The organism is Mycobacterium gallinarum (assembly GCF_010726765.1).
In the GTDB taxonomy this organism is placed as follows: domain Bacteria; phylum Actinomycetota; class Actinomycetes; order Mycobacteriales; family Mycobacteriaceae; genus Mycobacterium; species Mycobacterium gallinarum.
Window position 1 is genome coordinate 3,649,171 of sequence record NZ_AP022601.1, and the last position, 24,974, is coordinate 3,674,144.

Consider the following 24,974-nt stretch of genomic DNA (forward strand, 5'->3'; position numbering starts at 1 on the left):
GTCCACTCTCAGGCCGATCCGACCCACTCTTCGGAGCCGTCCGAGAAGAACTGGTGTTTCCACACCGGGAGCCGTTCTTTGACGGTGTCGACCAAACGCTGGCAGGTTTCGAACGCCGCACCGCGATGGTCTGCGGCCACGGCCGCGACGAGTGCGGCGTCGCCGATGTCGAGTACGCCGATGCGGTGGCTCACCGCGATGGCCCGCACCCCGTGACTGGTTGCGGCGATCTCGGCGGCCACGTCGGCCAAGGTCTGCTGCGCCGTGGGGTGCGCCGAATACTCCAGCCGGATCACCCCGCGGCCGCCGTCGTGGTCGCGAACAACGCCGGCGAAACCCACCACCGCGCCCGCGGCTTCATGAGCGACAAGGGCTTCGTACTCGGCCAGCTCGATCGGGTGGTCGCTGACTTCGGCGCGCAGGACGACGGTCATCGTGAATGGTCCCCTCCCGCAAGCTGATCCAGTGCGTGCTCGAGCACTTTGTCCAGCACCGCCAGACCGTCTTTGACGCCACCGGTCGAACCCGGAAGGTTGACGATCAGGGTGCGTCCCTTTACGCCGCAGACGCCGCGGGAGAGCACAGACGTAGGCACTTTGTCTTCGCCTGCTCGACGTATCGCGTCGGCGAGACCGGGGATCTGGTAGTCGACAATGGCGGCGGTCGCCTCCGCGGTGCCGTCGGTCGGCGATATCCCGGTTCCGCCGGACGTGATGACGACGTCGACCTTTTCGCCGACCGCGACGGACAGGGCCTGGTTCACTCCACCACCGTCGGCGACGACGGTCGGTGCGGGGGCGCCGATGCCCCGTTGATTGAGCCAGCCGACGATGACCGGTCCGGTCTTGTCCTCGTACACCCCCGCCGCGGCGCGGGTGGAGGCGATGATGACCCGCCCCGACCGGGTATCCGCAGCCGTCACCGCACCCACGTGCCGGTCTTGCCGCCTTCTTTGCGCAGCACTCTGATGTCGTCGATGCGGGCTGCGGGGTCGACCGCCTTGATCATGTCGTAGAGCGTGAGCGCGGCGACGCTCACCGCCGTCAGCGCCTCCATCTCGACGCCGGTGCGGTCGGTGCTGCGCACGGTCGCGGCAATCGCCACCTGAGCGCCGTCGATCACGAAGTCGATGTCGACCCCCGTCAGGGCCAGCTGGTGGCACAGCGGAATCAAATCGCTGGTGCGCTTGGCCGCGAGAATGCCGGCGACCCGCGCGGTAGCCAACGCGTCGCCTTTGGGCAGCCCGCCCGACGCGATCATCGCGACGACCTCGGGGGTGGTGTGCAGAGCACCGGCCGCGACGGCGGTGCGCTTGGTGGCGTCCTTGGCGGTGACGTCGACCATGTGCGCCGCGCCTGCTTCATCGATGTGCGAGAGCGCGGGGCGGGCGGAGGGTGCCGAAGCGGCCCCTGCCGGTTCGGTCACTACTTGTTGACGACCGTGACTGGGTGCACGTATGGAACGTCGTCGGTCGGCAGCGGGAACGTCAGGTCTCCGAACGGCGACAACGCCCCGGTGCGGTCGGCAGCCAGCTCGCTGACTGCGTGATCGTCGTCGCCGTCGGTTGCGGGCCAGCCCGGGTCGACATACTGCTTCTTCTGCCGTTTGTTGTCAGCCACGCCTGACATTGTGGCAGGCAACGCGCGCAGTGGCGACACCGGCGGGCTGCTTTACGCTGGTCAGCAATGACCGAAAACGCGCCGGGCATTCCTCTGGGCTCCTGGCTGGCCGAACTCGGCGATGAGCGGCTGATCCGGCTGCTGGAGTTGCGGCCCGATCTGACACAGCCCCCGCCGGGGACCATCGCGGCGCTGGCGGCGCGGGCGCAGGCACGCCAGTCGGTCAAGGCCGCGACGGATGACCTGGACTTTCTTCATCTCGCGGTGATCGACGCGCTGCTGGTCCTGCGTGCCGATACGACGGCGGTGCCGCTGTCGAAGCTGCTGGAGCTGATCGGTGACGGGGGTGCCGAGTCGGTCGTGATGGGGGCCGTCGAGGACCTTCGCGAGCGCGCGCTGGTGTGGGGCCACGATTCGGTGCGGGTCGCCTCCGAGGCAGCGACGGGCCTGCCCTGGTATCCCGGTCAGGCCACGGTCGAAGACACCGAGCCGAGAGGGCTCGCCGAGCGCCTCGCCGGCCTCGACGAGGCGCAGTCCGACCTGTTGCAGCGGCTGTTGGAGGGCTCGCCGGTGGGACGCACCCGCGACGCGGCCGCCGGCACCCCGCCGGATCGCCCGGTGCAGCGACTGCTGGCGAATGGACTGCTACGTCAGGTGGACGACGAGACGGTGATCCTGCCCAGGCTCGTCGGCCAGGCGCTGCGCGGTGAACTTCCCGGGCCTGTCGGGCTGACCGCACCCGATCCCGTGGTGTCGACTACGACGATCGCCGACGTCGACGCGGTGGCCGCGGGTGCCGTGATCGACTTGCTTCGCGAGGTCGAGGTTGTGCTCGAAACCCTCAGCGCTGCACCTATTCCCGAGCTGCGCAGTGGCGGGCTCGGTGTGCGCGACGTCAAACGGATGACGAAGGTCACCGGCATCGACGAAAGCCGGCTCGGCGTGATTCTCGAGGTGACCGCCGCGGCCGGGCTGATCGCGACGGGCATGCCGGAACCAGAACCGCAGGACGGCACCGGCCCCTACTGGGCGCCGACTGTGGCCACTGACCGCTTCCTCGAATCTCCGACCGCGCAGAAATGGCATCTGCTGGCGTCGACATGGCTGGAACTGCAGGGCAGGCCAAGCCTGGTCGGGAGCCGGGGCCCTGACGGTAAACCCTATGCGGCGCTTTCGGATTCGCTGTTCTCGACAGCCGCGCCGCTGGACCGGCGGCTACTCCTGGAGACGCTCGCCGGTCTCGCGCCCGGCGCCGGCGTCGACGCCACCGAGGCGGCACGCGCGATGATCTGGCGCCGGCCCCGCTGGGGCAATCGACTGCAACCGGGCCCGGTGGGTGCGTTGTTGGTGGAGGCGCACATGGTCGGCGTCGTCGGCCGCGGTGCGATCAGCACCCCGGCGCGCGCCCTCCTATCGGACGCCGCACCGGAGAATGTCGTCAAGGCGATGGACAAGGTGCTGCCCCAGCCCATCGACCACTTCCTGCTGCAGGCCGACCTGACGGTCGTGGTGCCGGGCCCACTGGAACGGGACCTCGCCGAGCAGTTGGGTGCTGTCGCGAGGGTTGAGTCGGCGGGTGCAGCGATGGTGTACCGAGTCAGCGAGTCGTCGATCCGACGCGCGCTCGACACCGGACGCACCGCGGCAGACCTGCACGCCTTCTTCGACCGATACTCTAAAACCCCTGTCCCACAAGGACTCACGTACCTGATCGATGATGTCGCCCGCCGGCACGGACAGCTGCGGGTCGGCATGGCCGCTTCGTTCGTGCGATGCGAGGACCCAGCGTTGCTGGCCCAGGCGATCACCGCACCGGCGGCCGAACAGTTGGAGATGCGGCTGCTGGCGCCCACCGTAGCGGTGTCCCAAGCGCAGATCTCCGAGGTGCTGGCCGCCCTTCGAGAGGCCGGCTTCGCCCCTGCGGCCGAGGACTCGACGGGCACGATCGTCGACCTCCGCGAGCGGGGAGCCAGGGTGCCCGCACCATCGCGCCGTCGGTCCCATCGGACGCCGGCCCCGACCAGTCAGACGCTGGCCGCGATCGTCGCGGTCCTGCGCAGGGTGGCGGCCGGACCGTCGACCGGCATGCGGCTGGACCCGACTGTGGCGATCACCCAGCTCCAGGAGGCCGCCCACCTCCAGATGTCGGTGGTGATCGGCTACGTCGACCCGGCCGGGGTCGCCACGCAACGGGTGGTGGCACCCATCAATGTTCGCGGCGGGCAGCTGACCGCCTACGACCCGGCGTCCGGCCGCGTACGGGAGTTCGCCATCCACCGCGTCACCTCTGTCGTGTCCGCCGAGCAGTAGCGAAACGGGGGCATGTCCGCGCCTTCTGGATAATGGATGGGATGACCAGCGAGCGAGAAGTGCTGGGGGCACCCCCGCCCTCGGCAGGGGGACGGGATCGCGCATGACTGACGGCCCCCTGATCGTGCAGTCCGATAAAACGGTGCTGCTCGAAGTCGACCACGAACAGGCCGGTGCGGCCCGAGCCGCCATCGCCCCGTTCGCCGAGCTCGAGCGTGCGCCCGAGCACATCCACACCTACCGCATCACTCCGCTGGCGCTATGGAACGCCCGTGCCGCGGGCCACGACGCCGAACAGGTCGTCGACGCGCTCGTGACGTTCTCCCGCTACGCGGTGCCGCAGCCGCTGCTGGTCGACATCGTCGACACGATGGCGCGCTACGGGCGCCTGCAGCTGGTCAAGTCTCCGGTGCACGGTCTGACGTTGGTGAGCCTCGACCGCGCGGTTCTGGAGGAAGTGCTGCGCAATAAGAAAATCGCACCGATGCTCGGCGCGCGCATCGACGACGACACCGTCCAGGTCCACAACAGCGAGCGCGGCCGCGTCAAGCAGATGCTGCTCAAGATCGGTTGGCCCGCAGAGGATCTCGCCGGATATGTGGACGGCGAGAAGCATCCGATCAGCCTCGCGCAGGACGGCTGGCACCTGCGTGACTATCAGGAGATGGCGACCGACTCGTTCTGGGAGGGTGGGTCCGGCGTCGTGGTGCTGCCGTGCGGCGCGGGTAAGACCCTCGTCGGCGCCGCGGCGATGGCGAAGGCTGGCGCGACGACGCTGATCCTGGTGACCAACACGGTGGCCGGCAGGCAATGGAAGCGCGAGCTGATCAACCGGACGTCGTTGACGGAGGACGAGATCGGGGAGTACTCGGGCGAGAAGAAAGAGATCCGCCCGGTCACGATCGCCACCTATCAGGTGATCACGCGCCGCACCAAGGGTGAGTACAAGCACCTCGAACTGTTCGACAGCCGCGACTGGGGCCTGATCATCTACGACGAGGTGCACCTGCTGCCCGCGCCCGTGTTCCGGATGACCGCGGACTTGCAGTCGCGGCGACGGCTGGGCCTGACGGCCACGCTCATCCGCGAGGACGGACGCGAGGGCGACGTGTTCTCGCTGATCGGGCCGAAGCGGTATGACGCACCGTGGAAGGACATCGAGGCGCAGGGTTGGATCGCGCCCGCCGAGTGCATCGAGGTGCGGGTGACGATGACGGACAACGAGCGAATGCTCTACGCCGTCGCCGAACCCGACGAGCGCTACAAGCTGTGCTCGACGGTGCATTCCAAGATCGCGGTGGTGAAGTCGATCCTGGAGAAGCACAAGGGCGACCAGACCCTGGTGATCGGCGCATACCTCGACCAGCTCGACGAGCTCGGACAGGAGCTGAACGCCCCCGTGATCCAGGGGTCGACCAAGACCGCAGAGCGCGAAGCGCTGTTCGATGAGTTCCGTCGCGGCGAGATCCCGACGCTGGTCGTGTCCAAGGTCGCCAACTTCTCCATCGACCTGCCGGAAGCCAATGTCGCCGTACAGGTTTCGGGCACCTTCGGGTCGAGACAGGAAGAGGCGCAGCGACTGGGCCGGCTGCTGCGGCCCAAGGCCGACGGCGGCGGCGCGATCTTCTACTCGGTGGTGTCCCGCGACAGCCTGGACGCCGAGTACGCCGCACACCGTCAGCGGTTCCTCGCCGAACAGGGTTACGGCTACATCATCAAGGACGCCGACGATCTACTCGGTCCCGCAATCTAAGTATGCGGCCCGATGGGTTTCGAGACGGTCAGTAGGACGACCGAATCCTCGATCGCGTTCAGGCCGTGTCGTTCCCTTGGCAGGATGATGTGGTCACCGGCTGAACCGTCCCATCCCGACGACGAGTTGGTCACCCGCACACGGCCGTGCAGCACCTGAAGCGTGGCCTCGCCGGGGCTCTCGTGATCGTCCAGCTTGCTGCCCGCCTTCAGTGCCATCAGGGTCTGGCGCAGCGAGTGTTCATGGCCGCCGTAGACCGTGTGTGCACTGCGGCCACTGGTCGCCGCGCGGGCGGTTTCCAGATGCTCACGTGCGAGTGCGGTGAGCGAGATCTTCTCCATCGTCAATGCGCCCTTTCAGACGATCGGATATGTCATGGACCGCATTGGCCATGAATCGTCTCGACTCGGGCTGGTGATTCGAGACATGACCGCCGCAGTAACACCATTCTCGTCATTGGCGGCACCGGCAACACCGAAAGCGCAATTGCAGGCGCTTCGCGCCGTAACACCTCGGCTGAGCGGAGCGACTCCACAGACATCGGGCTGGACTACGCACGGGCCGCGCAAACGCGTTAGCCTCGTCACGAGTCGGCAGCAGCCCACGGGCTCTAGCAGGAAGCACACACGCCACATATGAGCGGACATACCTCCTCACTTCGGCAGATCGCGAAGATCGCGTTCGCCGGCGTCGTGATCGGCTTGGGCGCGCTGGCCGCTTCGACCCAGGCCAACGCGCAGCCGGCACCACCGCCGCCCCCGGGTCAACCGCTACCGCCGGGCCAGCCCGTCATGGAGGTTCCGGGAGCCGAACCGGTCGCCGCGCCCGCACCGCCACCGGTCGGTGCGCCGCCCGTGCCCCAGGTCGCCAACCAGCAATACGGGCAGGGCAACACGTCGGGGCCGTTGGGCTTCCTGCGCGACGCCTGGCACATGGCTCAGGATCCGCAGAACTACAACGGCACCATGCAGCCCGGTGATGTGAAACCGCAGGCGCCGCCACCCGGAGCCGGTCCGGCGCCGCAGCTGCCACCCGGATATCAGTCGCTGACCGACCCGGCGTCCAACGGTGCTCCCGTTCCGGAGAAGAACTACGCGGGCGGACCGCCGCTGCCCGAGGGCTACCACCCGCTCACCGGTCCGCCACCGCCGGGTTACTTCGATGCGCCGCCGCCTCCGGGAACGATCGCTCCGGTCGACCCGAACACACTCCCACCGGGCGGCCCCATTCCCGTCACGCCGTAGCGGTTACGCCAGCGCGGGGATGACCTCACGCTCGAACAGTTCGATGCCGGTGCGGTCGTACGCGGCCTCGGGAAAGTACATGATCGCGTATTCGCAGCCCAGTTCCCGCATGCGCGTGAGCTTCTCGATCGCTTGTTCCGTTGTGCCGGTGGCGGATTCAGGAGCGCTGACAGTGCCGAGCATGGCGTCGACGGCGGATTCGTCCGCCTTGGTGGCCTGCTGGGCGCGCAACCGCGCCAAGCGCTCCTTGACGTCGCTTTCCGAGGTGCCGATGACGGCGTTGAAATTGGACGACCGCACGATCGCCTCATAATCGGTGCCCACGGCCCGGCAGTGTTCGGCCAGGATCTGCGACTTGCGCACGAAGCCGTCGGGGTCCGACGTGAAGTTGGTGTACTGGGCGTACTTCGCGGCGATGCGCAGCGTCACTTTCTCGCCGCCACCGGCGATCCACATCGGAGGCCCGCCGTCCTGCAACGGCTTGGGCGCGACGATCGCGCCGTCGACCTGATAGTGCTTGCCGGCGAGGCTGACCCGCCCGTCGCGCCAGGCGTCGCGCATGATCTGGACGCCCTCGTCGAGCATGGCGAGCCGGGTACCGGCGGACGGAAACCCGTAGCCGTAGGCCTCCCACTCGTGCTGATACCAGCCGCCGCCGATCCCCATCTGCACCCGGCCGCCGGAGATGATGTCGGCGGTGGCGGCGACCTTCGCCAGATACACCGGATTGCGGTAGCCCATCGCCGTACACATCTGGCCGAGCTTGATGCGGGATGTGCTCGCGGCGTAGGCCGACATCAGCGACCACGCCTCATGGGTCGCCTCGTCCGTCGGCACGGGAACGGTGTGGAAATGGTCGTACACCCACAGCGAGTCCCACGGGGCGCCGCCGGCCGAGCCGGCAATCGAACTCTGGTCGGCGTACGCAGCCAGGTCGCGCATGATCGGCCACTGCTGCTCGGTCGGGATGTCAACGAGATCGAGTCGCCAGCCCTGCGGGATGAAGAGTCCAAAGCGCATGGCTTGCAACTCTATGCAAACAACGGCGGGGGCCGCCATCCTCCGAATACCGCTTCCAGCCGACCCGCGACCGCGAGCGCCGTCGCGTCCTGCCACGGTCTCGCCGCGATCTGCACACCGACGGGCAGACCCTCCTTCGAGGTGCCGCAGCGAACCACCGCCGCAGGCCAGCCAGTCAGGTTGTGCGCCATCAGATGGGAGAAGTCAGAAATCTCGACGAGCCCGTGATGGTGGGGCTTGGCCGCGGTCGGCATCACGGGTCCGACGATCACGTCGTAGTCGGCCATGAACTCCAGCATCTCGATGCGGTAGGTGTCGATGTCGGCCAGCCTGCTTCGCGCGTCGGACAGCGAGAACTCGACCAGCCGCGCCTGCTTGAGGAACTCAGCGAGTTCCTCGGAGGGATCGGTGGCCCCGATGGCGGCCAGATCCGCTTCGAACCCCCGGCCCCGATCGCCGCCGAGGAACACCGACTCCCACAGCAACTCCATGGTGCGTACCAGGCAGGGCGGGCTGTTGTGCTCGACGACACCGACCATTCCCGTCAGTGCCTGCACCACATCGCTGACGACGGCGGCGACGTCGTCGCCGGGCGGCGAGATGCCGTCGTCGAGATACGTGGCGACGCGAAGGGCGGAGACGTCGACGTCGTCCGGATCGCCGAGCGGCGCGGGCACCGTGTACGGATCGCGCAGATCCGGACCGTTCATGATCGACAGGCCCAACTGAAGGTCGGCCACCGTCCGGGCGAGCGGGCCGCAGCAGTTGAACGGGCCGAAGATGCCGAGCGCGTCGCCGAACACACTGCCGGTGCGCGGGATTCGGCCGTGGGTCGGCTTGAGGCCGGCGATTCCGGTGTTGTGACACGGCTGTCGGATGCTGCCGCCGCCGTCGGACCCCACGCTCAATGCGGCGCCGCCGGCGGACACCAGGGCCGCCGACCCGCCGCTGCTACCGCCAGGTGTGCGCGACAGGTCGAACGGATTGTTGGTGCGGCCGTAGACGTTGTTGTTGGATTCGCCGCCGCGGCCCATCTCGGGGACGTTCGTCAGGCCGAGCACGATGGCGCCTTCGCCGCGCAGCCTGGAGACCGCGGTCGCATCCCTGTCTGCGGTCGCGCGCAGCACCGCACTGCCGCCCGAACACTGAAGCCCCGCGACGTGCATGACGTCTTTGACCACAACAGGCAGTCCGTGCGCCCGGCCGAGCGGGGCGCCGCGCGCGACCCGATCGTCGGCTTCGGCCGCGGCCGTCAGACACTGCTGGGGATCGGTGGCCTGCACGAGCGCGTTGAGCGCGGGGTTGACCGCCTCGATTCGCGCAAGATGCGCGTGTACGACGTCACGGCACGAAACCGTGCCCGCCGCCATGAGCGCGACCAGCTGGTGGGCCGGCAACTGACAGAGATCCGTCATGCTCGCTCGTCTCGTACTTCCCCGTTTTGCGCCGGGGTCATGTGGCAGTGTTCACCAGATACGCAGTGGTCGGGCCGTTATCAGGCTGCAACTGCGACATCTGATCATCGGCATCGCGGAAGCCGGATCGGTGTTATATGGTGTGGCTCACAAAGCTAAGATCGATGTGATGCATGTCACAAAGGAGGCGGTTGTGGTCCGTGACCCGCTGACGGGGTTGGAGTCGCACCCGGTTCGTGCAGACAGCCACCACCACGTTCGATGGTTCTATGTCCTGCTGCTCGTCGTGATCGCCATTGCCGCGATCGCGGGCATCGTCAGCACCATGGCCATGGGACAGCCGCAGGTGGCGTTCATCATCGGCCTCGTCGCCGTGGCGTTCTTCTCGCGGATCGGCTGCTGACGCAGGCCAGACGTACTTGACGGGGGGCGGCGCTAGCCTGGCGCCATGGCCCTCTCCAAGGAAGAACGCGAACAGTTTCTGGCTGAGCCCCACGTCGGGGCGCTCTCGGTGAGCGCCGGCGACAAGCGCGGACCGCTGACGGTGCCGATCTGGTACCAGTACAGTCCCGGCGGCGAACCCTGGATTCACACGGGTGCCGGCTCGCGCAAGCATCGCCTGATCGAAACGCAGGGCGAGTTCACTCTGATGGCCCAGCGCCTCGAGCCGACGGTGCGCTACGTCGCGGTCGACGGCCCCGTCAGCCGCATCGAACCGGCCACTGACGAACAACTCGTCGAGATGGTCAAGCGCTATCTGCCGCCGGAAAAGGTCGACGGTTACCTCGAATTCGCCCGCCGCGAGCACGGCGAGGGCGTCGCCATCTTCATGAAGCCGCAGCACTGGCTGTCATCCGACCTGGGAGCGGTCTAGCCCTTCGGGTAGAGCGCGGCCACCGCGGGGAGGCTGACCTTCAGCGCGGGGTTGCGCGGCAGCTCGTCGACGACGGTGAAGGCCACCGGCACGTTGTACGCCGGCAGCTCCTGGCGGACAAGGTCTTTCAGTTCATCGTCGGATGGCGCCGTCATCCCCTGGACCACCTCGATCGCCGCGAACGGCACCTGGCCCAGCCGTGGGTCAGGAACGCCGACCACACACGCATCGCGCACGGCGGGATGCGAGATCAACACGCGCCGAACCGTTTCCGGCATGATTTTGAACCCGCCGCGGTTGATCGCGCCGTCGGCACGACCGTGCAGGTAGACGAAGCCGTCGATATCGATTGACGCGATGTCGGTGGTACGGATCCAATCCGGACTGATCGGCGCCACCTTCGCTTCGAGCAGACCCTGCTCACCGGCGGGCAGTTCCGCGCCGGTATCGGCGTCGACGACGCGCACCTCGGTGTCAGGCAGCGCCCTGCCGACGCTGTCGCGTTTGGATTCGGCGAACTCGTCGACGAGGTCCGGCGTCCAGGCGCACAGCGATCCGGCGAATTCCGTTGCACCGTAAGCCAACCGGATGGGGATGCCGAAGCGCTCCTCGAATTCGGCGCGGGTCTGTTGGTCGAGTGGCCCCGAGGCGCTGATCAGGCACTCCAGCGACGCCAGATCCTCCTTGGCGACCTCGGAGTCCAGCAGCATGCGCACCACCGCGGGCTGCACACCAGAACGCGTGATGCGGTGCGTCTTGACCACGTCGACGAATCCCTCGACCGAGAAGCGTTCCAGCATCACGATCCGCCTGGCGTTGTACACACCCGCGACGAGCTGGCAGACGCCGATTCCGCCGAACTGCCAGTACGCCAGTTCCGGTGGTGCATCCGACGGTGCGGTCTCACCGCTGGTCACACTGAACACGGTGCGCTCGAGCACCGGCGTCATGATCGCCTGCCGCTTGGGCGGGCCGGTCGTACCGCTGGTCAGGATCTGCAGTGCCACACCGGGTTCGACGTCGGCGTGCTTTCGCGACTGGTCTCGTCGCTCGAGGCCCTCGACCAGTGCCACCGTCGGGTCGGTCAGCGAGATGGCCACGCCCGCACAACCTGCCCGCATGCACGCCGCGATGACCTCGTGCGTCCAGTCCTCGCGATCCGCGATGATCGCCGACAGTTCCAGCTTCTCGATGTCGCGGCCGATCGCCTCGGGCGACTGGAACGAGTAGATCATCGAGACTGGGCGGCCGATGGCGAGGAAGCCGATGATCGCGGCGGCGTGCTGCAGCCGGTTGCGGACCACGAGACCGACGGGTGCGCCGTCGCCGACACCAGCGCTGCGCAAGACGTCGGCGATCACGGCACCGTATGCGGCGACCTCGTCACCGGTGTACCACCGACCCTCGAACTGGATGCACTGGCGGTCGCCGTAGCTCGCCAAGCCATTGGCGAACGATTCGGTGAAGCTCCCGGGCACCCCGTCAATCTAGCGAGTCAAGTCCTCGGCGCGACCGCCGAGATGTTTTGCCAGGAATCGGTCAGCCCGGTGATAGAAGTCGAGGCGGTTCTCGGGTTTGACGAGGCCGTGGCCTTCGTTCTCGTACAGGGCGTACTCGTGGTCGATGCCGTGCTCTTTCATGGCGGCGACGATCTGTTCGGACTCCGCCTGCTTCACCCGCGGATCGTTCTCACCCTGCGCGATCAGGATGGGGATTCGGATGTTGTCGACTTTGGACAGCGGCGAGCGCGACCACAGGAAGTCCTCGTCGTCGCCGACCCGTTTGTGGAACATCGACAGCAGCGGTTTCCAGTACTCGGGAATCGACGCGATGAGGGTGTTCAGATTCGACGGACCGACCATCGAGATCGCGCATCTGAAGACGTCGGGGGTGAACGTCGCGCCGATCAGAGCGGCATAGCCGCCGTAGGAACCACCGTAGATCGCGACGCGGTCGCGGTCGACGATGCCTTGTGCGACAAGGTGTTCGACAGCGTCCAGCAGGTCGTCGTGCATCTTGGCGCCCCATTCGCGGTCTCCGGCGTTGAGGAAGTTCTTGCCGTAGCCGCTGGAGCCGCGGAAGTTCACGTGCACGCACACGTAGCCCCGGTTCGCCAGCCACTGCGCCTCGGGGTCCAGCCCCCACGCGTCGCGGACCCACGGCCCGCCGTGCACGGTGAGTACCGCAGGTAGACCGGAGCGCTCGACCTCTGCCGGGACGGTCAGATAGCCGTGGATCGTCAGCCCGTCGCGCGCGGTGAAACTGAACGGTTCCATCGGCACCAGCGGGTAGTCGTTGAGCTGCGGTCGATGGTCGAACAGGAACGTCGCCGTCTTCGTGTCACGGTCCCACGTGTAGAACTTCACCGGGCCGCTGTCGTCGTCGAAGGTCACCAGCCACGTCATGTCATCGGCGCTTCGATCGGTGATCGACAGGTCGCCGGTGCTCAGCCGTTGCAGCACTTCGATGTCACCACGGACCGCGTCGTCGAACACCTGATACTCCAGGCGATCCCGGTACACCAGCACGGCCTCGACCTCGCGGGTGTCCGGGTTCAACATCGCGCCCGCGATGTCGTGATCCGCATCCTCGGCGATCACGTCGAAAGCACCCGTCGCTGCGTCCATCTTCACCAGACGACCGGTGTTGGCGTCGACGGAGGTCTGGACGTACATGGCCTGGCCGTCCCTGGTGAAGCCCAGCGGCCCCGACGTCTCCGCATCTTCCGGCGGCACCTGCAACAGCGGGCGCCAGTCCGACGCCTCGTCGTCACGCACCAGGAACACCGCGCCACCGTCAGGCAGTGGCTGCACGGCGCCGCGGACCTTCAGGTCGGGGTCGACCACCCAACCGACAAACCCGGGGTTCTCGACGATCTTCTCGAGCTCTCCCGTCGTCAGATCCAGGCGGTAAATGTCGTGCAGCTGAGGGTTGTCCTTGTTCAGGCCGAGGAGCACGACGTCGGGAAATTCCTTGCGGTGGGCAATGATCTGGCATTGCACCTCGTCGAACGGAGTAAGGTCGCGCTCGACGCCCGTCTCCAGGTCGACGTCGAAGAGGCGGAAGTTCTCGCTGCCGTCCTTGTCCCGCACGTACATGATGCGGCGGTTGTCGTACGACCAGAAATACCCCTGGATCCCGCGTTCGGTGTCGTGGGTGACCGGTCGTTCGTTGTCCGCTCCGGCGTCGCCGACGAACACGTTCATCACGCCGTCCAACGGCGCCATGTACGACAACCGCGCGCCGTCCGGCGAGATCTGCGCTCCCGCCCGCTCTGGGTTGCCAAGCAGCACTTCGAGCGGAATGAGCTTCACGTCGGCCATCGGACTATCGTCACCGATCCGGTGAACAGACGCAAAAACCCCCGAAAGTTGCGACTTTCGGGGGTTTTCGCGTCTGCTGACGCTAGAGCAGCGACTTCGGCGGGTTGAAACGGTCGCCGTACTTGGCGGCCAGCTCCTTGGCGCGCGCGACGAACGCGTCCTTGCCTACGCCGCCCGGACCCTCATAGCCGACGATGAACTGCGCCGACCCACCGGTGTAAGGCGGGAAGCCGATGCCCATGATCGAGCCGATGTTGGCATCGGCGGTCGACGTGAGAACGCCTTCGTCAAGGCACTTCTGCGTTTCCAGCGCCTCGGCGAACAGCATCCGGTCGATCATGTCCTGCAGCGGGATCTCGGTGCTGCCGGACTTGAACGTCTCACGCAATCCCGACCACAGACCGGTGCGCTTACCGTCGACGTACTCGTAGAAGCCGGCACCCTTCAGCCGTGACGGACGATCGAGTTCGATCATCTTCTCGACGACGGCCTCGGCCGGGTGCGGCGTGTAGGTGCCGCCCTCGTCCTCGACACCCTTGCGGGAAGCGACCGCGATCTTGTGCATCAGCTCGAGATTCAGCTCGTCGGAGAGCTGCAGCGGCGGCGCCGGGTAGCCGGCCTGCGAACCCGCCTGCTCGATGCTTGCCGGCGCGACGCCCTCACCGAGCATCGCCAGCGCTTCGTTCACGAAGGTGCCGATGACGCGGCTGGTGAAGAAGCCACGGCTGTCGTTGACCACGATCGGCGTCTTGCCGATGGCCAGCGTGTAGTCGAACACGCGGGCCAGCGCCTCGTCAGAGGTCTTCTCGCCCTTGATGATCTCGACCAACGGCATCTTGTCGACCGGTGAGAAGAAGTGGATCCCGATGAAGTCCTCCTGCCGCTTCACACCGGTCGCCAGACCGGTGATCGGCAGCGTGGAGGTGTTCGAGCCGAGCAACGCATTGGGCTCGATGATGTCCTCGATCTCCTGGAACACCTTGTGCTTGAGCTCCTGGCTTTCGAAGACCGCTTCGATGACGAAGTCGACGCCCTTGAAGTCGGCGGCGTCGGCCGTCGGGGTGATGCGGGCCAGCAACGCGTCGGACTTCTCCTGCGTGGTCTTGCCCCGTTCCAGCGCCTTGGCTTCGAGCTTCTCGGAGTAGCCCTTACCCTTCTGCGCGGCCTCGGTCGAGACGTCCTTGAGCACGACGTCGAATCCCGCCTTCGCCGAGACGTAGGCGATGCCGGCGCCCATCATGCCCGCGCCGAGCACACCGATCTTGTTGATCTTGACGGGGGCGATGCCGTCCGGCCGTGAGCCACCGCCGTTGATGTGCTGCAGGTCGAAGAAGAACGCCTGGATCATGTTCTTGGCAACCTGTCCGGTGGCCAGAGACGTGAAGTAACGGCTCTCGATGCGGCACGCGGTTTCGAAGTCGACCTGCGCGCCCTCGACGGCCGCGTCCAGGATGGCCCGCGGCGCAGGCATCGGCGCACCCTTGAGTTGCTTCTTCAGCAGCGCCGGGAACGACGGCAGGATGCCCGCCAGCGCTGGGCTGGACGGGGTGCCGCCGGGCATCTTGTAGCCCTTGGCATCCCACGGCTGGGTGTGGCTGTCGGGATTGGCTTTGATCCAGGCCTTCGCGGCAGGAACCAAGTCGTCGACGGTCGGCAGCACCTCGTCGACCAGACCCACCTCCTTGGCCTTACCCGGCTTGAAACGCGTCCCCTGGCTCAGCACCTCCATGAACGCCTTCTGGATGCCGAACATCCGCACGCTGCGGGTAACGCCTCCGGCACCGGGCAGCAGACCCAGCGTCACCTCGGGGAACCCGACGACCGCGCCGGACACGTCGGCGATGATCCGGCGGTGGCACGCGAGCGTGATCTCCAGGCCGCCACCGAGCGCCGCGCCGTTGATGGCGGCGACCACGGGCTTGCCCAGTGTTTCCAGCGCACGGAGGTCGCGCTTGATGCCCTCGACCTCGTCGAAGAACTCACCGGCATTCTCGGGTTGTGCCTGGATGATCGAGTTCAGGTCGCCGCCGGCGAAAAAGGTCTTCTTCGCGCTGGTGATGACGACGCCGGTGATCGAATCCTTCTCCGCCACCAGCTTTTCCACCGCATTGCGCATGGACTCGCGGTAGTGCTCGTTCATCACGTTGGCCGAACCGGTCGGGTCGTCCAATGTCAGGGTGACGATGCCGTCGGCATCCTTGTCCCACTGAATGGTGTTCACAGTGCTCATTTTGGTGGTCCTACACCCTCTCGATGATGGTCGCGACACCCATGCCGCCGCCGATGCACAGCGTCACGAGCGCACGGCGCGCGTTGCGGCGCTCGAGCTCGTCGACCATGGTTCCGGTGATCATGGCGCCGGTGGCGCCCAGCGGGTGACCCATCGCGATGGCGCCACCGTTGACGTTCAGCTTCTCGTCGGGGATGTTCAGGTCCTTCTGGAACTTCAGCACCACCGAGGCGAAGGCCTCGTTCAGCTCGAACAGGTCGATGTCGTCGACCGTCAGGCCCGCGCGGTCCAGCACCTTCTTGGTGGCGGGCGTCGGGCCGGTCAGCATGATGACGGGATCGGCACCGCTGGTGGCGGTGGCGACAATGCGGGCGCGCGGGGTCAGGCCCTGCGACTTGCCTGCAGCTTCTGAGCCGACGAGCACCAGGGCGGCGCCGTCGACGATGCCGGAACTGTTGCCGCCGGTGTGGACGTGGTTGATCCGCTCGACATTGTGGTACTTCTGCAGCGCCACATCGTCGAAGCCGCCCATGGCGCCGATGCCGTCGAACGCGGTCTTCAGCTTGCCCAGGCCTTCGAGGGTGGTGTCGGCACGCATGTGCTCGTCGTGATCGAGGATGACCAGACCGTTCTGGTCCTTCACCGGAACGACGGACTTGGCGAAGTAGCCGCCCGACCATGCGGCGGCGGCCTTCTCCTGGCTGCGCAGTGCGTAGCGGTCGACGTCCTCGCGGGAGAAGCCCTCGATGGTCGCGATCAGGTCGGCGCCGATGCCCTGCGGGACGAAGCCGATGCGGTAGTTGGTCTCCGGATCGGTGGCCCAGGCGCCGCCGTCGGAGCCCATCGGAACGCGGCTCATCGACTCGACGCCGCCGGCCAGCACCAGGTCGTCCCAGCCGGAGCGGACCTTCTGCGCGGCGGTGTTCACGGCCTCCAGGCCGGACGCGCAGAAGCGGTTGAGCTGGAATCCGCCGGTGGTCTCGGGCAGCTTGGCCACCAGCGCTGCGGTGCGGGCGATGTCGCCGCCTTGATCGCCGACGGGTGATACGACGCCGAGGATGAGGTCGCTGATGAGGTTCTCGTCCAGGTCGGGAAAGCGGGTGCGTAGCTCGTCGATGAGGCCGACGACCAGGTTGACGGGCTTGACCTCATTGAGGGCGCCGTTCTTGTTCTTGCCGCGAGGCGTGCGAATGGCCTCGTAGATGAAGGCTTCTTCAGACATGAAGATATTTCCTGTTCAGATGGGTTGTTGGGACACCTGCCCACCTGGGCGGTCGTCCTCTGCGCGCCAGCCTAACAGCCCCACCCAACCGGCTGGTTGGGTGGCCTGAGTAGCCGCATGACTACCGCTGACTACCGCGCGAACGTGGGTTACCCGCACAGCAATCGCAGGATCTGCGTGTGGGTAACCCACGTTCGGCAGAGACGGGTCAGGCCGACTGCGGCTCTTCCAACTCTGTCAACGTCGGGTAGTCGGTGTAGCCCACGGGGCCCGGCGCGTAGAACGTCGCGACGTCGGGTTCGTTCAGTTCGGCACCGAGCAGCAGGCGGTCGATCAGGTCGGGGTTGGCGAGGAATGCGCGCCCGACCGTCGCCGCGCTGATCGCACCCCACTCCGCGAAACTCTCCAGCTGGCAGAAGTCGGTTTCGGTGTCCCTGCCGGTGTTCAACACAAGCGGGTCCGACCACAGCGCGCGCAACACACCGAAGGTGCGCGACGTCGGGTCGATCAGCACGTGCAGGTAGGCAATGCCCAGGGGCGCGATCCGTTGCAGCAGCGCCTCGTAGGCCGACACCTCGTCCACCTCACGCATGTCACCCGCGGAGCCTCCTGGCGAAATGCGTAGGCCGACACGTCCGGCGCCGATTTCGTCGGCGACGGCTTCGACCACTTCGGCCGTCAACCGCGCGCGGTTGCGCGGCTCTCCGCCGTAGACGTCGTCACGACGGTTGGTCACATCGGACAGGAACTCGTGCAGCAGATATCCGTTGGCCGAATGAATCTCGACGCCATCCATCCCTGCGTCGACGGCGCGACGCGCAGCGGCCCGAAAATCGGCCACGATGCCGGCGATCTCGTCGGTGCGCAGGGCGCGCGGCACGGGAAGCGGGCTCTTGCCCGTCGGCGTGTGCGCTGCCATGTCGGCGGCGATCGCGGATGGTGCGACGGTTTCGACACCGCTGATGTCGGGGTGTCCCATTCGGCCGACATGCCAGAGCTGAACGAACATCCGGCCGCCCGCCTCGTGCACGGCGGCGGCGATCTCCGCCCACTGCTCCTGATGGCGATCGGTGTACATGCCGGGCGTATTCACGTACGCGCCGTTGGCCGCTTCCGACACCGCGGTCGCCTCGCTGATGATGAGACCCGCGGCCGCGCGCTGGGAGTAGTACGCGGTGGCCAGGTCGGACGGCGTGCCATCGGCGTGGGCGCGCGATCTGGTCAGTGGCGCCATGAAGATCCGGTTGGGGGCGACGGTGTCGCCGATTCGGACCGGTTTCAGCAGGGAAGCGTCGGGATCGAGTGTGAAGGCCACGCCGCAGTAAGCGCTGTCGAGCCCGCTTTCATTCCTGGCCTACGCTCGAAAGCCATGACCGAGCCTCATGTCGCCGGCCGGGCGGCTCCGGTGAAGCGGCTGCAGCCCTATGCGGTGACCATCTTCGCCGAGATGTCGGCGCTGGCCGCACGCATCGGCGCCGTCAACCTGGGCCAGGGCTTCCCCGACGAGGACGGCCCGCCGGAGATGCTCAGGGCCGCCGAGGACGCGATCGCCGAGGGCGTCAACCAATACCCGCCGGGCCTGGGCATCGCGCCGCTGCGCGAGGCGATCGCCGCGCAGCGCAAGCGCAACTTCGGCACCGACTATGACCCCGACTCCGAGGTGCTCGTGACGGTCGGCGCCACCGAAGCCATCGCCGCCTCGGTGATCGGCCTCGTGGAACCCGGCTCAGAGGTGTTGTTGATCGAGCCGTTCTACGACTCGTACTCCCCCGTGCTCGCGATGGCGGGGTGCGAGCGGCGGGCGGTACCGATGCTTCAGAACGGTCGTGGTTTCGCCATCGACGTCGACGGTCTCCGCCGCGCCGTCACGCCGAAGACCAGAGCGCTGATCGTCAACTCCCCACACAACCCGACCGGCATGGTCGCCAGCGACGCCGAGCTCGCGGGCATCGCCGAACTCGCCGTCGACAAAGACCTCCTGGTCATCACCGACGAGGTCTACGAGCATCTCGTCTACTCCGATTTTCCTGGTCACAAGCACGTTCCGCTCGCCAACTATCCCGGCATGGCCGAGCGCACCATCACCATCTCGAGCGCGGCGAAGATGTTCAACGTCACCGGCTGGAAGATCGGATGGGCCTGCGGCCCAGCCGAACTCATCGCCGGTGTCCGCGCCGCCAAGCAATACCTGACGTATGTCGGTGGCGCGCCGTTTCAGCCCGCGGTCGCCCACGCGCTCAACACCGAAGATGCGTGGGTGACAGCGTTGCGGGATTCATTGCAGGCCAAGCGCGACAAACTGGGCTCGGCGCTTGCCGACCTCGGCTTCGAGGTGCACGACAGCTTCGGCACGTACTTCCTGTGCGCCGACCCGCGCCCGTTGGGCTTTCACGACAGCACGGAGTTCTGCGCACAGCTGCCCGAGAAGACGGGTGTGGCGGCCATCCCGATGGCGGCGTTCTGCGATCCGCAGAGTGCGCACTTCGCGCAGTGGAACCATCTGGTGCGCTTCGCCTTCTGCAAGCGTGACGACACACTCGACGAGGCGATCCGCCGACTGTCGTCGATAAGACGTGACGGGCTCCATCTGTGACGATGGATTGGTGGCAGAACCCGGCAGGCCGATAGCTTCGACCCTCCGCGCCCGCATCGACGAATTGCTGGCGGGGGTGGACGCGGATCTGCAGACCGGCTACCCCGGCGACGGCGACACCGCCCAACCCGTGCACAGCGTGTACGTCAGCGCCGCCGACGCCACACCCGAGACACCGCAGGAGTGGGGTGCGGCCGCCACCGAACTGCTCGACGACCACCGCGACCTCGTCACCGAACTCGGCGGAGCGGACGCGGTCGACATCGTGCGGCGCCGGTTGGAGTCCGCACCCATCCAGGATCTGCGCCTGGACTTCGAAGACGGCTATGGACGTCGTGCCGACGACACCGAGGACCGCGACGCCCGACGCGCCGGTAACACCCTCGCGGCACTGGAGACCGATGTCTGCGGTATCCGCATCAAGGGATTGACGTCCGCGGAACGCACACGTGCCGTCCGAACCCTCGAGTTGGTTCTCGACGCGGCAGGCGACGTCCCGTCGGGCTTCGTATTCACGGTGCCGAAGCTGCGAGCGGCCGAACAGGCCACCGCGGCCGTGTGGCTGTGCGAGGCCCTCGAGCAGGCGCACGGACTGCCGGACGGCACGTTGCGATTCGAGTTGCAGATCGAGAGTCCGCAGGCGATTCTCGGCGCCGACGGCACCGCCACGTCGCGAAGGCGTTGCACCTCAGCGAGGGGCGCTGCCTTGGATTGCATTACGGCACCTACGATTACAGCGCGGCATGCGGTATCGCGCCGCAGCAGCAGGCGCTGGACCATCCGGTCGCCGATCATGCGAAGGCCGTCATGATGGCCGCCGCGGCACAGACGGGTGTGCGCGTCGTCGACGGGTCCACTCAGGTAACGCCCACCGGCACCGGCGAAGAGGTCCGATCGGCGATCCGGCGCCATCACCACCTGGTCACCCGTTCCCTCGAACGTGGTTACTACCAGGGCTGGGACATGCACCCGGGGCACCTGGTGACGCGCTGGCTGGCCACTGTCACGTTCTTCCGCGCGGCCCTGGCAGCGGCCGCGCCGCGCCTGCAGGCCTACCTCGACCGCCGCGGCGGCGCGATCGTCGACGAGCCGGCGACAGCCGAGGCGCTGGCTACCGTCGTGTTGCGCGGGCTCGGGGCCGACGCGTTCGCCATCGAGGACGTACTGGCCGCCGCACCTGGTGCCGACCTCGCCGTCCTGCGAAACCTGAAGGAACGCAAGCACTCATGACCGATTCCGCACCGGATTTCACGTGGCTCCCCGACCTTGCGCTGCGCACGGCAGGCGGCGCCGTCGTGTGGGCCAACGACGACTCGTTCGCCGAGAAGGAGAACCTGATCAAGCCGGGGCCGGCGAAGTATCAGCCGGCCACGTTCGGCCACCGCGGCCAGATCTACGACGGCTGGGAGACGCGACGCCGCCGCGAACCCGGTTTCGACGAGGCGATCGTGCGGCTCGGCGTACCCGGGGTGATCCGCGGCGTGGTCATCGACACCGCCTGGTTCAAGGGCAATTTCCCGCCGGAGGCGGCGCTGGACGCCCTGGAGGTCGAGGGGTATCCGACCGCGGAAGAGCTTGTCGCCGAGCCGGGTTGGGAATGCCTCGTCGACCGCGTCAAGGTCTACGGCGACAGCCGCAACCCTTTCGAGGTGACCTCCGAACGTCGTTGGACGCACGTACGGTTACGCATCTATCCCGATGGCGGTGTGGCACGGTTGCGCGTCCACGGCGAGGGCAGGCCCGACCGCCGGTTCCTCGGCAGCGGGCCGGTCGATCTGGCCGCACTGGAGAACGGTGGGTTGGTGCTGGACTGCTCGAACCGGTTCTACAGCTCGCCGCAGAACCTGATCTTCCCCGGGCTGGCCAAGGTCATGGGTGATGGCTGGGAGACGGCGCGCCGACGTGACGACGCCAACGACTGGGTGCACATCCGGTTGGCGGGGCCGGGCCGGGTGCGACTGGTGGAGATCGACACGTCCTACTTCATCGACAACAGCCCCGCCGCAGCATCGCTGAAGGGTCTTGACCCACAGGGTGAATGGGTGGAGCTGCTCCCCCGGACCAACTTGCTGCCCGACACCAGGCACCGCTTTCCGATCGATACCGAAACGACCGTGTCCGAGGCCCTACTGGACATCTTCCCCGACGGTGGCCTGGCCCGGCTGCGGATGTTCGGGGATCTGCTGTGAGTGACTACCCGCGCGACATGATCGGTTACGGAGCCCACTCGCCCGACCCGCAGTGGCCGGGCGACGCCGCCATCGCCGTACAGTTCGTCCTCAATTACGAGGAGGGAGCCGAGAACTGCGTCCTCGACAGTGATCCGGCCTCGGAAACATTTCTGTCCGAGATCACGCCGGCCGAGCCCTTCGGCAATCGGCACATGAGCATGGAGTCGCTCTACGAGTACGGCTCGCGGGCCGGATTGTGGAGGATCCTAAGGATTTTCGAGGACCGGGGACTGCCACTGACGATCTTCGCGGTCGCCCGCGCCATGCAACGCAACCCCGAAGCCGTCGCGGCGTTCACCGAACTCGGCCACGAGGTCGCCTGTCACGGACTGCGCTGGAAGTCCTACCAGCTGATCGACGAGGACACCGAGCGAGCACACATGGCCGAAGCGGTCGCCATCCTGACCGACCTCGTCGGCGCCCGTCCGCTCGGCTGGTACACCGGCCGGGATTCGCCACACACCCGCGACCTGGTCGTGGAGCACGGCGGCTTCGTCTACGACTCCGACTCGTACGCCGACGACCTGCCCTACTGGGTCCGTGTCCGCGAGACCGATCACCTCGTCATACCGTATTCGTTGGACACCAACGACATGCGCTTCGCATCGCCCGCGGGCTTCGCCAACGGTGACGAGTTCTTCGCACATCTGCGGGACGCCTTCGACGTCCTCTACGCCGAAGGCCTTGCGGGCCAACCGAAGATGCTGTCGATAGGTCTGCACTGCCGCATCGTCGGACGTCCCGCGCGCGCCGCGTCGCTGCAACGATTCCTCGATCACGTGCAAACCCACGATCGAGTGTGGATTGCGCGACGGATCGAAGTCGCCGACCATTGGCGCGCCACTCATCCCCCGAGCGTGTAGTCCTTCGCCGGCGGTGCGGCGAACTCGCCGCGCTCCGACGTACGCAGGCCCATGGCTACCAGCGACTGCACGGTCAGTGTCGCGGCACTGACACCATCGACCACGGGCACGCCGAGCTCGGCGGAGATCTGCGCACACATGTCCGCCATTCCCGCGCATCCGAGCACCACGACATCGGAGCCGTCGGCCTCGATCGCATCATGGCAGGCCTCGGTGACGACCTTGCGGGCGACGGGATCGGTCTCGAGATCGAGCACCGGGATTTCACAGGCATGGATGCCGCGGCAGAACCGTTGCATACCATAGTGTTCCGCGAGGTCAGCGGCGCGTCCCATGGTCCGGGCAAGCGTGGTCACGACGCTGAAGCCGCGGCCCAGGTGACTTGCGGTATGCATGGCCGCCTCGGCGATACCGATCACCGGACCCTGCGCCAACTCGCGGGCAGCGTCCAAACCCGGATCACCGAAGCAGGTGATCACGTAGCCGTCAACGCCCTCTCGCTCACCCCGCGCGACGAGTTGAAGCAGCCCCGGCACACTCATCGCCTCGTCGTAGTGGCTCTCGATCGACGACGGCCCGCACTCTGAGGTGACGCCGGTGACCGAGGTGTCCGGTGCGACGACGGCACGAGCACATCGTTCGATCGTGGCTGTCATCGAAGCGGTGGTGTTCGGGTTGATCACCCAGATCCGTGTCACGACACCGATTCTGCGACCAGTGCGTCGCGGGTCGCCATCAGGTAGTAGACGACGAACGCCACACCGCAACCGATGAACCAGCTGTACTGCGCTGCGGTGTGCATACCCACCACCGACCCGCCCAGCAGAACGGGAATCACGGCTAGTGCAGCGCCGATGGCGGTGGCGATCACCGCAACCTTGTTGTACCCCTTGGTGTACCAGTACTTGCCGCCCTCATCCATGGTGAAGAGGTCGTCGACAACCACCTTCTGCTTGCGCACCAGGTAGTAGTCGGCGATCAGCACGCCGAACAGTGGGCCGATGAACGCGCCGAGAGTTTCCAGTGTGTAGTGAATGACCTCGGGATTGGCGTAGAGGTTCCACGGGGTGATGAGCACCGATCCGACGGCAGCGATCATGCCGCCCGCGCGCCAACTGATTCGCTGCGGGCTGACATTGGAGAAGTCGAAAGCCGGGCTGATGAAGTTGGCGACGATGTTGATGCCGATCGTGGCGATCGTGAACGTCAGCGCGCCGAGCACGATGGCGAAAGTCGAGTCGATTCGCGCCACTGTCTCGACCGGGTCGGTGATCAATTCACCGAACACCGGCAGCGTCAGCGAGGCGGTGACGACCACCAGCACCGAGAACACCAGGAAGTTGACGGGCAGACCCAGCAGGTTGCCCTTCTTCACCGCCGCGAACGACTTTCCGTACCGCGAGAAGTCACCGAAGTTGAGCATCGGTCCGGAGAAGTAGGACACCACCAGTGCGATGGCACCGAGCATCACCGGAAGCGAGGACCATCCGGTATAGGTGACATCGCCCAGATTGAGATCGATGGCGCCCCAACCGGCTTTGGCGATCAGGTAGCCACACAGGATGAACATCACGACGTACACGGCCGGCCCGCAGAAGTCGATGAACTTGCGAATCGACTCCATGCCACGCCAGAACACGCAGGCCTGCAGCACCCACAACAGCAGGAAGCTGCCCCAGCCAAGCAAGGAAAGTCCGGCGAAGCCGTAGTTCTCGACCTCCGCGTACGGCATGAGGCCGGGGAACAGCTTGAGCAGCACGATATCCAGCGCTGCCGACGCCAGGTAGGTCTGAATTCCGTACCACGCCACGGCGATCAGCCCGCGGATGATCGCCGGGATGTTCGCGCCCAGGACGCCGAACACGGTGCGGCAGATCACCGGATAGGGCACGCCGGCCGCTTGGCTGGGCTTGGCGACCAGGTTGCAGAAGTAATAGACGATCGTGATGCCGACGAGCAGCGCCACCAGCACTTGCCAACTGGCGAGGCCGAGCGCGAAAAGGCTGCCCGCTGTCACGTATCCGCCGACGCTGTGCACGTCGGACATCCAGAAGGCGAAGATGTTGTATGACGTCCACGTCTGCTTGCCGAGCGGGGCGAGGTCCTCGTTGGTCAGGCGTGGGTCGTAGCCCGGCTTGATGACGCCGCCGCCGACCGGGTGGCCGGACGCTTCGACGAGGTCACCCGCGCCGACAACCGCGCCTGGGGGCAGGTCCTTCGTGGTCTGAGGTGTGTCGAGGTCGGTCATGCGCGGACGCTATCCACGACGTATTGCAC

At 66.7% G+C, this 24,974-nt stretch carries 22 protein-coding genes and 1 pseudogene; 9 read left to right on the forward strand and 14 right to left on the reverse strand.

Annotated elements, in window-relative coordinates; translation table 11 throughout:
• Positions 1–8: 8 nt before the first annotated feature.
• The 4 genes from G6N42_RS17785 to G6N42_RS17800 are packed head-to-tail and all read right to left on the reverse strand — an operon-like array spanning position 9 to position 1,628.
• Positions 9–434, reverse strand: a complete 426-nt coding sequence (locus G6N42_RS17785) for a molybdenum cofactor biosynthesis protein MoaE (protein WP_163730816.1) — start codon at positions 432–434, stop codon at positions 9–11.
• Positions 431–922, reverse strand: coding sequence for a MogA/MoaB family molybdenum cofactor biosynthesis protein (locus tag G6N42_RS17790; RefSeq protein ID WP_163730818.1), 492 nt, complete (start codon positions 920–922; stop codon positions 431–433). Before G6N42_RS17790 ends, G6N42_RS17785 begins: the two co-directional genes overlap by 4 nt.
• Complete coding sequence (gene moaC, locus G6N42_RS17795) at positions 919–1,425, reverse strand: cyclic pyranopterin monophosphate synthase MoaC (protein WP_163730820.1); 507 nt, start codon at positions 1,423–1,425, stop codon at positions 919–921. Before moaC ends, G6N42_RS17790 begins: the two co-directional genes overlap by 4 nt.
• On the reverse strand, positions 1,425–1,628 hold the full coding sequence (locus G6N42_RS17800) for a hypothetical protein (protein ID WP_174262100.1): 204 nt from the start codon (positions 1,626–1,628) through the stop codon (positions 1,425–1,427). The genes moaC and G6N42_RS17800 overlap by 1 nt, the downstream gene beginning before the upstream one ends.
• A 57-nt stretch (positions 1,629–1,685) precedes the next feature.
• Between G6N42_RS17800 and G6N42_RS17805 the strand changes: the two genes are divergently transcribed.
• Both G6N42_RS17805 and G6N42_RS17810 read left to right on the forward strand, forming a co-directional pair.
• Positions 1,686–3,929 carry a helicase-associated domain-containing protein gene (locus G6N42_RS17805; protein WP_163730823.1) on the forward strand — a complete coding sequence of 748 codons (2,244 nt, stop codon included), beginning with the start codon at positions 1,686–1,688 and terminating at the stop codon, positions 3,927–3,929.
• Between the two features lie 103 nt (positions 3,930–4,032).
• On the forward strand, positions 4,033–5,682 hold the full coding sequence (locus tag G6N42_RS17810) for a DNA repair helicase XPB (protein ID WP_163730825.1): 1,650 nt from the start codon (positions 4,033–4,035) through the stop codon (positions 5,680–5,682).
• Here the strand turns inward: G6N42_RS17810 and G6N42_RS17815 are convergent.
• Entirely contained in the window at positions 5,679–6,023 is a 345-nt protein-coding gene (locus G6N42_RS17815) for a cupin domain-containing protein (RefSeq protein WP_163730828.1), read from the reverse strand. The genes G6N42_RS17810 and G6N42_RS17815 overlap by 4 nt on opposite strands.
• Positions 6,024–6,317: 294 nt before the next feature.
• Between G6N42_RS17815 and G6N42_RS17820 the strand changes: the two genes are divergently transcribed.
• Positions 6,318–6,926, forward strand: coding sequence for a hypothetical protein (locus G6N42_RS17820; protein ID WP_163730830.1), 609 nt, complete (start codon positions 6,318–6,320; stop codon positions 6,924–6,926).
• Between the two features lie 3 nt (positions 6,927–6,929).
• On the opposite strand, the gene G6N42_RS17825 is transcribed toward G6N42_RS17820, so the two are convergent.
• Positions 6,930–7,946 carry an LLM class F420-dependent oxidoreductase gene (locus G6N42_RS17825; protein WP_163730832.1) on the reverse strand — a complete coding sequence of 339 codons (1,017 nt, stop codon included), beginning with the start codon at positions 7,944–7,946 and terminating at the stop codon, positions 6,930–6,932.
• An 11-nt stretch (positions 7,947–7,957) separates the two neighbouring features.
• Entirely contained in the window at positions 7,958–9,361 is a 1,404-nt protein-coding gene (locus G6N42_RS17830; RefSeq protein ID WP_163730834.1) for an amidase, read from the reverse strand.
• 169 nt (positions 9,362–9,530) lie between these two features.
• Between G6N42_RS17830 and G6N42_RS17835 the strand changes: the two genes are divergently transcribed.
• Together G6N42_RS17835 and G6N42_RS17840 are read left to right on the forward strand one after the other, a co-directional pair.
• A complete protein-coding gene (locus G6N42_RS17835) occupies positions 9,531–9,764 on the forward strand; it encodes a hypothetical protein (RefSeq protein WP_163724412.1) in 234 nt (77 codons plus the stop codon).
• Between the two features lie 45 nt (positions 9,765–9,809).
• Complete coding sequence (locus G6N42_RS17840; protein ID WP_163730836.1) at positions 9,810–10,235, forward strand: pyridoxamine 5'-phosphate oxidase family protein; 426 nt, start codon at positions 9,810–9,812, stop codon at positions 10,233–10,235.
• Here G6N42_RS17840 and G6N42_RS17845 read toward each other — a convergent pair.
• The 5 genes from G6N42_RS17845 to G6N42_RS17865 all read right to left on the reverse strand — a co-directional run bounded on the left by G6N42_RS17845 (position 10,232) and on the right by G6N42_RS17865 (position 18,325).
• Complete coding sequence (locus tag G6N42_RS17845) at positions 10,232–11,713, reverse strand: class I adenylate-forming enzyme family protein (RefSeq protein ID WP_163730838.1); 1,482 nt, start codon at positions 11,711–11,713, stop codon at positions 10,232–10,234. The genes G6N42_RS17840 and G6N42_RS17845 overlap by 4 nt on opposite strands.
• 9 nt (positions 11,714–11,722) lie before the next feature.
• Positions 11,723–13,558 (reverse strand): S9 family peptidase, encoded by a 1,836-nt coding sequence (locus G6N42_RS17850; RefSeq protein WP_163730840.1) that lies wholly within the window; start codon positions 13,556–13,558, stop codon positions 11,723–11,725.
• 82 nt (positions 13,559–13,640) lie between these two features.
• Positions 13,641–15,788, reverse strand: coding sequence for a 3-hydroxyacyl-CoA dehydrogenase NAD-binding domain-containing protein (locus G6N42_RS17855; protein WP_163730842.1), 2,148 nt, complete (start codon positions 15,786–15,788; stop codon positions 13,641–13,643).
• Between the two features lie 10 nt (positions 15,789–15,798).
• Positions 15,799–17,010, reverse strand: coding sequence for an acetyl-CoA C-acetyltransferase (locus G6N42_RS17860; RefSeq protein ID WP_163730844.1), 1,212 nt, complete (start codon positions 17,008–17,010; stop codon positions 15,799–15,801).
• Positions 17,011–17,218: 208 nt separating this feature from the next.
• Entirely contained in the window at positions 17,219–18,325 is a 1,107-nt protein-coding gene (locus G6N42_RS17865) for an alkene reductase (protein ID WP_163730846.1), read from the reverse strand.
• Positions 18,326–18,379: 54 nt separating this feature from the next.
• Here G6N42_RS17865 and G6N42_RS17870 point away from each other — a divergent pair, with 54 nt between their 5' ends.
• The 4 genes and pseudogenes from G6N42_RS17870 to puuE all read left to right on the forward strand — a co-directional run bounded on the left by G6N42_RS17870 (position 18,380) and on the right by puuE (position 22,697).
• Complete coding sequence (locus G6N42_RS17870) at positions 18,380–19,603, forward strand: pyridoxal phosphate-dependent aminotransferase (RefSeq protein ID WP_163730848.1); 1,224 nt, start codon at positions 18,380–18,382, stop codon at positions 19,601–19,603.
• Positions 19,596–20,833 (forward strand): annotated as a pseudogene (locus G6N42_RS17875) (DUF6986 family protein). Before G6N42_RS17870 ends, G6N42_RS17875 begins: the two are co-directional and overlap by 8 nt.
• The gene (alc, locus tag G6N42_RS17880) at positions 20,830–21,792 is read left to right on the forward strand and encodes an allantoicase (protein ID WP_163730850.1); all 963 of its coding nucleotides are present in this window, start codon (positions 20,830–20,832) and stop codon (positions 21,790–21,792) included. The pseudogene G6N42_RS17875 and the gene alc overlap by 4 nt, the downstream one beginning before the upstream one ends.
• A gap of 17 nt (positions 21,793–21,809) precedes the next feature.
• Positions 21,810–22,697 carry an allantoinase PuuE gene (puuE, locus tag G6N42_RS17885; RefSeq protein ID WP_163737727.1) on the forward strand — a complete coding sequence of 296 codons (888 nt, stop codon included), beginning with the start codon at positions 21,810–21,812 and terminating at the stop codon, positions 22,695–22,697.
• Here puuE and G6N42_RS17890 read toward each other — a convergent pair.
• A complete protein-coding gene (locus tag G6N42_RS17890; protein ID WP_163730852.1) occupies positions 22,679–23,395 on the reverse strand; it encodes an aspartate/glutamate racemase family protein in 717 nt (238 codons plus the stop codon). The two genes, puuE and G6N42_RS17890, sit on opposite strands and share 19 nt — an antisense overlap.
• The gene (locus G6N42_RS17895) at positions 23,392–24,945 is read right to left on the reverse strand and encodes an NCS1 family nucleobase:cation symporter-1 (RefSeq protein ID WP_163730853.1); all 1,554 of its coding nucleotides are present in this window, start codon (positions 24,943–24,945) and stop codon (positions 23,392–23,394) included. Before G6N42_RS17895 ends, G6N42_RS17890 begins: the two co-directional genes overlap by 4 nt.
• Positions 24,946–24,974 lie beyond the last annotated feature (29 nt).